This is a genomic window from Arthrobacter sp. 01N444 (assembly GCF_056399305.1).
The window spans coordinates 22644-32049 of record NZ_JBFTRB010000027.1 but is presented as its reverse complement, the minus strand read 5'-3'; the positions used below and the strand labels follow the sequence as shown (position 1 = coordinate 32049).

At 68.7% G+C, this 9406-nt stretch carries 8 protein-coding genes; 1 reads left to right on the top strand and 7 read right to left on the bottom strand.

Annotation, left to right across the window (positions count from 1 at the left end; genetic code table 11):
* On the top strand, nucleotides 1–1358 hold a 1358-nt coding region (locus tag AC1DKN_RS20665), incomplete at its 5' end, for an APC family permease (protein WP_476872367.1).
* Between the two features lie 150 nt (nucleotides 1359–1508).
* On the opposite strand, the gene AC1DKN_RS20660 is transcribed toward AC1DKN_RS20665, so the two are convergent.
* The 7 genes from AC1DKN_RS20660 to AC1DKN_RS20630 form a co-directional block, all read right to left on the bottom strand.
* Nucleotides 1509–1712, bottom strand: coding sequence for a cold-shock protein (locus tag AC1DKN_RS20660; RefSeq protein WP_009357211.1), 204 nt, complete (start codon nucleotides 1710–1712; stop codon nucleotides 1509–1511).
* Nucleotides 1713–1859: 147 nt separating this feature from the next.
* Nucleotides 1860–2807 (bottom strand): alpha/beta fold hydrolase, encoded by a 948-nt coding sequence (locus AC1DKN_RS20655; RefSeq protein WP_476872366.1) that lies wholly within the window; start codon nucleotides 2805–2807, stop codon nucleotides 1860–1862.
* Between the two features lie 87 nt (nucleotides 2808–2894).
* The gene (locus AC1DKN_RS20650; RefSeq protein ID WP_476872365.1) at nucleotides 2895–5693 is read right to left on the bottom strand and encodes a PEP/pyruvate-binding domain-containing protein; all 2799 of its coding nucleotides are present in this window, start codon (nucleotides 5691–5693) and stop codon (nucleotides 2895–2897) included.
* A gap of 166 nt (nucleotides 5694–5859) precedes the next feature.
* The gene (locus AC1DKN_RS20645) at nucleotides 5860–6177 is read right to left on the bottom strand and encodes a hypothetical protein (protein WP_079552423.1); all 318 of its coding nucleotides are present in this window, start codon (nucleotides 6175–6177) and stop codon (nucleotides 5860–5862) included.
* A gap of 144 nt (nucleotides 6178–6321) precedes the next feature.
* Complete coding sequence (locus AC1DKN_RS20640) at nucleotides 6322–7377, bottom strand: zinc-dependent alcohol dehydrogenase family protein (RefSeq protein WP_476851828.1); 1056 nt, start codon at nucleotides 7375–7377, stop codon at nucleotides 6322–6324.
* 144 nt (nucleotides 7378–7521) lie between these two features.
* Nucleotides 7522–8718 carry an acetyl-CoA acetyltransferase gene (locus AC1DKN_RS20635; protein ID WP_476872364.1) on the bottom strand — a complete coding sequence of 399 codons (1197 nt, stop codon included), beginning with the start codon at nucleotides 8716–8718 and terminating at the stop codon, nucleotides 7522–7524.
* The gene (locus AC1DKN_RS20630) at nucleotides 8715–9395 is read right to left on the bottom strand and encodes a CoA transferase subunit B (RefSeq protein WP_476872363.1); all 681 of its coding nucleotides are present in this window, start codon (nucleotides 9393–9395) and stop codon (nucleotides 8715–8717) included. The genes AC1DKN_RS20635 and AC1DKN_RS20630 overlap by 4 nt, the downstream gene beginning before the upstream one ends.
* Nucleotides 9396–9406 lie beyond the last annotated feature (11 nt).

Genomic DNA, 9406 nt, shown 5'->3' with positions numbered 1-9406 from the left:
GCCTGAACGTCGTCGTGGTAGTCACGACAATATTCGAAACATTGACCCACCCAGTTGCCGTGGACGACTGGTGGCTGGCCCTGACCACCCAGCACGGGAGCCCGCTGATGGTGGTGGGCATCGCGCTGCTCGTCTTCCCCAAGCTGGCCTTGGGCCTGTCCGGCTTCGAGACCGGCGTCGCCGTGATGCCGCAGATCCGCGGCCACGTCACGGACACCGAGGAGAACCCTGAGGGCCGGATCAAGGGTGCACGCCGGCTGCTGACGACGGCGGCCCTGATCATGAGCGCGTTCCTCGTCACCACAAGCTTCACCACGGTGGTGCTGATCCCGGCGCAGGAGTTCCAGCCGGGCGGGCAGGCGAACGGGCGTGCCCTGGCCTATCTCGCGCACGAATACCTGGGAAACGGATTCGGCACCGTCTATGACCTGAGCACCATTGCCATCCTGTGGTTCGCCGGCGCCTCCGCCATGGCCGGGCTGCTGAACCTCGTGCCGCGCTATCTGCCCCGGTACGGCATGGCCCCGGAATGGGCCCGGGCGGTCAGGCCGCTGGTCCTGGTGTTCACGCTGGTGGGGTTCGTGATCACCTGGCTGTTCGACGCCGACGTCGATGCCCAGGGCGGTGCCTACGCCACCGGTGTCCTGGTCCTGATGACGTCGGCGGCGATTGCCGTGACGTTGTCCGCGCGCGGCCGACAGCAGCGCAAGCGCACCATCGGGTTCGGCATCATTGCCGTCGTGTTCATCTACACCACGGTGGTCAACATCTTCGAGCGGCCCGAAGGCATCCGGATCGCCGCGTTCTTTATCATCGGGATCATCGTGATCTCCCTGCTCTCGCGCATCCGGCGCTCCTTCGAGCTCCATGCCACGCATGTGCGGATGGACACCCCGGCCCTGGAATTCCTGGCCGCCAATGAATCCGGCCCCATCGCGATCATCGCCCACGAGCCGCTGCGTCTCACTGCCCAGGCGTACCTGGACAAGCTCACGTCCGCGATCGAGGTCAGCCACCTCCCGCTGGACTCCCAGGCACTGTTCCTCGAAGTGGTGGTGGACGACTCCTCCGACTTTGAGACCGCGCTCGAGGTCCGCGGGGTCAGCCGGCACGGGTACCAGATCCTGGAGGTCCACGGGCCAGTTGTTCCGAACACGATCGCCTCCGTGCTGCTGCACATCCGCGACGTCACCGGGCTGATGCCGCACATCTACTTCCGCTGGACGGAGGGAAACCCGTTCACCAACCTCCTGCGGTTCCTGGCTTTCGGCGAAGGCGAGATCGCCCCGGTCACGCGCGAAGTGCTGCGCGAGGCCGAACCCGACGTGACCAAGCGGCCCTGGGTCCACGTCGGCTGAGACCGCGCCAGGCGGCAGGCGCAAGGCCACAAGCGCCTCGAACACAAGCGCCTCGAACACAAACGCCCCTCCGGAGGAATCCTCCGGAGGGGCGTTGTGGTCTTCGGGGAAAGTGTCCCGGCCAGGCGGCCGGGGCTTTTTCCGGAGTACTTAGAGCGGGCGGATGTTCTCAGCCTGCGGGCCCTTCGGGCCCTGCGTGACGTCGAATTCAACCTTCTGGTTCTCGTCCAGCGAACGGTAGCCGCTGGTAGCGATTGCCGAGTAGTGGGCGAAAACGTCGGCCGACCCGTCATCCGGGGCAATGAAGCCAAAACCCTTTTCGGCGTTGAACCATTTAACTGTGCCTGTAGCCATGCCTTTATCCTTCTGAAATGCTGCTGATCTCCGGCGGCCATAAGGCCAACGGCTGCGGAGACATTCGTCCGCTGTCCCCAACGTACGGTGCGACGGGCCGCGGTGCAAGGGTCTGACGGGGGTCTTCGTCCCGGCCGGCCGCTTTCGTCAGGCCGAGACGGTGGCGTCGAAGAGCGCAATCAGGTCCCGGCTGATCTGGTACGGCGAGGTCTCGGACGGGCTGTGGCCCGCGCGGTAGACCGAAATCCGCGCACCGATCGACTGCGCGAAGCTCCGGTGCAACGCCAGCGGCCAGAGGTCGTGTTCGCCGACTGCGACAAGCTTTGGCAGCGTCGCGGCCGCCAACACCCGCCGCAGATCCGGGGTGTGCTTCATAAGGCCGATGATGTCGACCACCGAGGCGCGGCGCGTGAACGCGAACCGGCTCCTGACGAACCGCAGCCGCTGCGGCGCCACCCGGGCAATATTGCTGCGGATGCCCCAAATCATTAATGCGGTGCCGACCCTGGAGGTGACCCAACAGCTGACCCAGCCAGCCAGGCGCACGTAGCGGAGGCTCTGCCCCGGCTCCGGCGGGCAGCTGATGAGGGTCAGACTGCGGAACTTTTCTGGCCGCTGGACGAACGCCAGCTGGGCAACCACCGCCGCGAAGGAATACCCCACGACGTGCACCGCGCCTTGATCGGTGTCCAGCATGGCCAGGAGATCGTCGCGGAACAGCTCGTAGTCGTAGCAATTCCGGGGCGGAACGAGGTTTTCGGGCCCGGCCTGGGCGGATTCGTACTGCCCGGCGATGTCGCAGCTGAGGACGAAGTATCCGGCCGCGGCGAGCTCGGGCAGCATGAGGATGAAGTCTTCCTTGGAGCCGGTCGCGCCCGGGACTAGCAGGACGCGCGGCTTCCCGGGATCTCCGGCAGCGATCGTCGCCAAGGTCCCGCTCGGTGCCTCGAACTCACCGCGCATCACGCCTGCCGGAAGGACGGCCCAGTCGAAGTCGGGCAACGCGGCGTCCCGGCGGGCGGCATCGTCCACCAGCCCCGAACCAAAGCCCTCGGGAACCGGGCCGCCCTGTGCGTTACTGCCGGCAGACGCCATCTAACTAACATAGCCCCCTGCTGGCGGCGTGGCGGAGGTCCCGCTGCAATTCGAAGGCCCGGCGCCGGCCGGTCCGGAGGTTCACGCTCAGCCAGCCAGGCTGCCGGCGGCCGTCGCAGGGGAGAGCGGGGAATCCACCTGCCGCACCGTTCCGGCCGATCCGTCCACGGTCACGGTCTCACCGGTCCGCAAACGGGTGGTCGCGTCCGGCACGCCCACCACCGCCGGGATGCCGTATTCGCGGGCCACCACGGCGCCGTGCGAGATCACCCCGCCCATTTCCATCACCAGGGCGCCGGCCGTCATGAACAGCGGCGTCCAGCCGGGGTCGGTGGAGGGTGCCACAAGGATTTCCCCGGGCTCAAGGTGCGCGCCCACCGGATCCAGGATGACCCGGACCGTTCCGGTGGCGGTGCCGGCCGACGCCGGTGTCCCGGCGAGGGCGCCGGAAGCGGGGGACTTGGCCATCACGGCCGCCTCCACGTCCGTGCCGTCGGAGAGCAGGAGCCGGGGAATCCGGCGCCGGCGCAGTTCGACGTCGTAGATCCGGCGGCGGCCCGCGACGATGCCCTTGAGGTCGGCACCCCGCAAACCCACACGGACCTCGTCGAATTCCAGGAAATACACATCGTCCGCGGCGGCGATCGCACCGGACCGGGCCAGCTCGATGCCGATCGCGTTGAGCTGGCGGCGCATCTCCGCGAGGGCGAGGACGATGTAGAACTTGGGCAGTTCGCGCAGTCCGGACAACTGGCGGGTCCGGCGCAGGCAGAATTCCACCAGCCGCGCCCGGAGCCGGCTGCGCGCCCCGGTTCGTTCCACAAGGTCGCGGATCCTGGCCTCGGCATGTTCCTCCGCGCGCGCAAACTGCCGGTCGGGAGCCTGTTCGGGGTCCTCCACGTGGAGGTAGTTCGAGATCATCCCGAGGATATGGTCCGGTTTCTCCGACCACCGCGGCATGCCAAGGTCTATCTCCGCCACGGCGCGGTGGCCGTAGCGGTCCAGGAACCCGTGCAGGCCGGTCTGTGCCACTGCGGGCAGCGAGCCGGCCTGGTACAGGGCGGCCAGTTCCCTTGGCCCGTGGGCCAGGAACACCTCCCGGGACGCGGCATGCGCGCCGATGGTGACGGCCAGTTGCCAGAGCTCGAGGTCCATCTCGGTGGTGACATTGTTGGGCAGACCCCGCAACACGGCCTCGAGTTCCCGCGGTGCCGCGATGCCGCGCAGCAGCCTGCGCGCCCCGGCCAGCATGAGGTACCCAACGGACGGTCCGGGCAGCGTCGCCAAGATCAGCCCGTCCACGGTGTTCTCCAGGATGCGCTGGGCGTGATCGAGCCGGCCAAAAGTGGTGGCCGGCTCCGGCAGGACAAGCTCGGATTGAAGTCGATTTCCGTAATCGAAGGCGCGGCGCAGTTCGGCGGACGGCCGCACCGCGGCCCGCACCAGGGACGGAAGCAGCCGGACCGTCAGGCCCAGGCCGGCCATCCGTGCCGCAGTGTGCGCCGCAGCGCCGATCTTCCCAGGTTTCCGCGGGGCCGGACCGCCCTGTGCGGCGGCTGGGCGGGACCGGCGGGGCGGCCGTTCGCGCACGCTGAACCGCGGGTCATCCAGGAGCGCCGGGAATACAGCGCCCGACCTCCCGTCCGCCAGGGGGAGTATACGCAGCAGGTATCGGCGGCCGTATTTGTTGTGCACCGCTGGGGTCAGGTCCACAAACATGCGCAGCCCCGGGTTGACGTACTGCCACATCCCGTTGCGGTTCCGCATTGAACCGAGCACGGAGAGCCCCATCGGCGTGAGCGGCCGGGTCAGGCCCTGGAGCAGGGTGCCGCACAGGTACACACGGGTTTCAGCCGAAGACCCCGGCTCCGTGCCAAAGGTCTCGGCGGCCGCAGGCTCCGGCAGCGGATACAACGTCGTGATGGGCCGCGACTGGGTCACCCAGATCCTGCCCGCTGCGTCGATCACCCATTCCACATCCTGGGGTGCACCGAACAGCCGCTGGACGGTATCGCCGAGGGCCGTGAGTTCGCCGATCCGGGCGTCGTCCAGGCTCGGCCGCCGCCGGACTGCCGTCCCCTCTGGTGAACGGAAGAGGATGCGTCCCGTGGCCGTATCCACGACGAAATGGTCCGGGTTCACGCTGCCGGAGACCACCGCCTGGCCGGGCCCCGCGCTCGCATCGATGACCGTTTCAGTCCGGGTGCCCGTCACGGGATTGGCGGTGAAGAGCACGCCGGCGCTGGTGGCGCTGATGAGGTCCTGGACGACGACGGCGAGCCCCACCTCACGGTGGCTGATCCCGTTGGCGGCGCGGTAGGCCACGGCCCGTTCGGTCCAGAGTGAGGCCCAGCAGCGCCGGACCGACTCGACCACGGCGTCGGCTCCGGAGATGTTCAGGAAGGAATCCTGCTGGCCGGCGAAGCTGGCGAAGGGCAGGTCCTCGGCGGTGGCGGAGGACCTGACCGCCACTGTGGCCCGGCTGCCGAGCGCGGCATACGCGCCGCGAAGGGCGGCATCGACGTCGGCGGGAATCGGCGCGGTCACGATCATTTCCCGCGCCTGCCGGGCCAGTTCGCCCAGGTCCGGTCCGGGCCGGGCCAACCCGGGGCGGCCTGGCTGGCCGGGGCGGGAGCCGCCGTCGCCTGGTTCGCCGTCGCCTGGTTCGCCGTTGTCTGTTTCGTCGTCGTTCGAAGGGCCGGGCCGCGCGGCGTCCAGCCGGGCCGCCAGCGCGTCCAGTTCGGCCGGGGCCGCCTTTCGGTAGGCAACCGTGGTGAGGCAGAATCCACGGGGTACGCGGAATCCGGCGGCCGTGAGCTTGCCGAGGTTCAGGGCCTTTCCGCCCACGAGCGGCAGGGGAGCGGAACCCAGTGCGCTGAGATCCATGACGAGACTTTCCGGCGCCCTGCCATCTGCAGAACCCATTTCCCTGCTCCCACGTCCTGTCCGCGTCTTCAATCCACGTGTTCACGCCACGTATTCAAGCCGCGGGCGGCCTCCGGGTCCTGAGTCCGGCGGCGCGGCGGCACCTCCGCCAAGCGAGCCTGCCGGCCTACTGGCCGGCGTCGGCCTCGCCGGTGTCTTCCCACATAAGATCCAGGTTGCGGAAGACCGGAGGGCCGTCGCACAGGGCAGCCATCTGCGCGGCGAATTCGGAGGTCTCGGGCCGGTTGGAGTTCTCCATGGCCGACTCGTAGGAGTCGAATTCCACGATCGTGAGGTACGTTCCGGGGCGGTCGCGGTCTGCGGTGGCCATGATGCGGCGGAAGGTCGGGGCAGTGGTCCCCTCCGTCCTGGAGGGCCGGCCGAGTTGCTCGATCTCCTCAATGCGGGAGGTCTGAAATTCGATGATCTGCACGAACCTGGCCATGACGGCTCCCTTGACGGCGGCGGATGCTGATGCGCTTCACGCTAGACCCTCGTCCTTGCCCGTGCAAGGGCGGGAGCTAGCAGTACAGCTAGGCCGGCGCGGGCGGCCGCGCGGGTGCAAGCGCGGCCGCCGTCGAGATCCCGGCTAGGGGGTCAGGAGGACCTTGATGGCGCGCCGTTCGTCCATCGCGCGGTAGGCCTCGGGTGCCTCCTCCAGCGGCATGACCGAGTCGAACACGCGGCCCGGATTGATGGTGCCGTTCAGCACGTCCGCCAGCAGTTCCGGGATGTACGTCCTGGCCGGGGCCATGCCGCCGCCGATCGAGATGTTGGTATCGAACAGGAAGCGCAGCGGGGCTTCGGCGCCGCCGGTGGGGACGCCGACAAAGCCGAGGGCGCCGCCCGGGCGGACGCTGTGCAGGGCCTGTTCCATGGATTCCTTGGTCCCCACGCACTCCAGCACGGAGTCGGCGAGCACACCGCCAAGCAATTCGCGGACCTTGGCGACGCCCTCGTCCCCGCGTTCGGCGACGATGTCCGTGGCCCCGAATTCGCGGGCGATCGCCTGGCGGTCGGCGTGCCGTGACATGGCGATGATCCGCTCCGCGCCGAGGCGCTTGGCGGCCAGGACGCCGCAGAGCCCGACGGCGCCGTCGCCGACCACCACGACCGTCCGGCCGGGACCGGCCTTGGCCGCGAGGGCTGCGTGGTGGCCGGTGGCCATGACGTCGGAGAGCGTGAGCAGGCTGGCGCGGAGGGCGTCGTCCGGGTCGGTGACGCCCGGGACCTTGACCAGCGTGGACTCGGCGAGCGGTACGCGCACGGCCTGGCCCTGGCCGCCGTCGATCCCGTGGCCGGTGTCATCCTTGCCGCCCCAGCCGGCGAGGTGGTCGCAGGCGACCGTGACGCCGTCGAGGCACTGCGGGCACGCACCGCAGCTGACCACGAACGGGGCGATCACGTAGTCGCCCACGGCGAGGTCTTTGATGTCGTCGCCGATGCTTTCGACCGTTCCGATGAACTCGTGCCCGATCGCGGACGGCTTGTGGGTGGGCTTGACCCCGCGGTACGGCCAGAGGTCCGAGCCGCAGACGCAGGAGGCGGTGACCTTCACGATGACGTCGGTGGGCAGCTGGAGGGTGGGGTAGTCGCGGTCTTCGACTCGGATGTCGCCGGGACCGTGGATGATGGTGGCGCGCATGGGTGCTCCTCGCATTGTGGTGGATGGGCTGGGAACGAGTTTAGTCCCGTGGCATGCCGGCCACGTAGGCGAGGACAAGCAACGCGGGGTCAGGTACGGCCCATCAAGCCGCCCGGCATGGGCTGTATCTGACCCCGCGTTGCTTTAGAGGGCTTCGAGCACGCTGACGTAGTTGGCGATGCCCACGCCGCCCATGTTCTGCACCGCGGCCCGGCGCGGGTTGGCCAGCTGCATGTCGCCGGCGGTCCCGGTGAGCTGCATCGCGGCGATGACGTGCTGGGAGACGCCGGTGGCGCCGACGGGGTGGCCCTTGGCCTTGAGCCCGCCCGAGACGTTGACCGGCAGCTTGCCGTCCTTGAAGACCCAGCCTTCTTCCAGCGCCCGGGCGCCCTGGCCGCGTTCGGTCAGCCCCATGGCCTCGTACATGAGCAGTTCGGCGATGGTGAAGCAGTCGTGGACTTCCGCGAAGTCGAGCCCCTCCAGCCCGACGCCGGCCATCCCCAGGGCCCGCTGCCAGGAGGCGCGTGTGGCGGCGAATTCGGTGGGGTCCCGGCGGTCGGCGGGGAAGAAATCGTTCGCCTGGCCGAAGCCGGCGAGCCGCACCGGGGCGGTTGCCCCGCCGGTAGGGGCAACGCTGAGGACGACGGCGGCGGCGCCGTCGGAGACGGGGGAGCAGTCGGTGCGGCGCAGCGGATCGGCCACCATCGGGTTCTTGTCCGAGACGGTGCGGCAGAACTCCTCGCCGAGGTCCTTGCGGAGCTGGGCGTAGGGGTTGTCGACGCCGTTGCGGTGGTTCTTCGCCGCGATGGTGCCCAGGACGTCGCCGAGCTTTCCGTTGCCGTCGCCATAGCGCTTGCCGTAGTGCTTCGCGACCTCCGCGAAGAGCCCGGTGAACCCGGTGGTGGAGGCCTTGCCGGCCATGTCGTAGTCCGCGCCGAGCAGGGCCGCGCCCACGACGTCGGCCCCGGCGTGGGTCATCTTTTCGGCGCCGATCACCAGGACGGTCTTCGCGGTGCCGGCAAGCAGGGACTTGGTGCCCTGCTGGAATGCGGCCGAGCCGGAGGCGCAGGCGTTCTCCACCCGAGTGGAGGGTACGTTGGCCAGTTGATCCGAGACCTGCAGTGCGAGGGAGGACGGGAAGGCCAGCGGCATCATGCCGGAGTTGAACTGGCCGAGGTAGATCTCATCGATCTGGCCGGGCTCGATCCCGGCGTTGCCGATCGCCTCGGTGGCGACCTGCACGATCAGGGACTCCAGGGTTTCTTCGCTCAGCTTGCCGAACCGGCTGTGGCCCCAGCCGGTGAGCAGGACGTCCTTGCCGAACTGGTCTTTGAGGCTCATGCCGTCGCTCCTTCAAATTCGAGCGCGACATCGAAGTCGGCTTCGGTCTTTTCGCGGATTTCCTCCACGGTGACGCCGGGCGCGAGGCGCGTGAGCGTGAGCTTCCGCCCGCCGCCTGCTTCGTGTTCATTCTTCACAAGGTCGAAGACCGCGAGGTCGCTGATGATGCGGTCCACGCAGCTGAGCCCGGTGAGCGGCAGCGTGCATTCCTTGACGATCTTGGCGCTGCCGTCCTTGGCGTTGTGCTCGGTCAGGACCACGACGCGCGGGGTGCCGGCCACGAGGTCCATGGCGCCTCCCATGCCCTTGACCATCTTGCCGGGGATGGTCCAGTTGGCGAGGTCGCCGGCACCGGAGACCTGCATGGCACCGAGGATCGCGACCTTCACGTGGCCGCCGCGGATCATGCCGAAGGACGTCGCGGAGTCGAAGATGCTGCCGCCGGGCAGGACCGTGACGGTCTGCTTGCCGGCGTTGATCAGGTCCGCGTCTTCCTCGCCCTCGAAGGGGAATGGGCCCATGCCGAGGAGGCCGTTCTCGCTCTGCAGGACAACGCGGACGCCGTCGGGCAGGTTGTTGGCCACCAGCGTGGGGATGCCGATGCCAAGGTTGACGTAGTCGCCGTCGTTCAGTTCTTCGGCCGCGATTGCGGCCATTTCATCTCGGGTCCAGGCCATGGTGGTTCTCC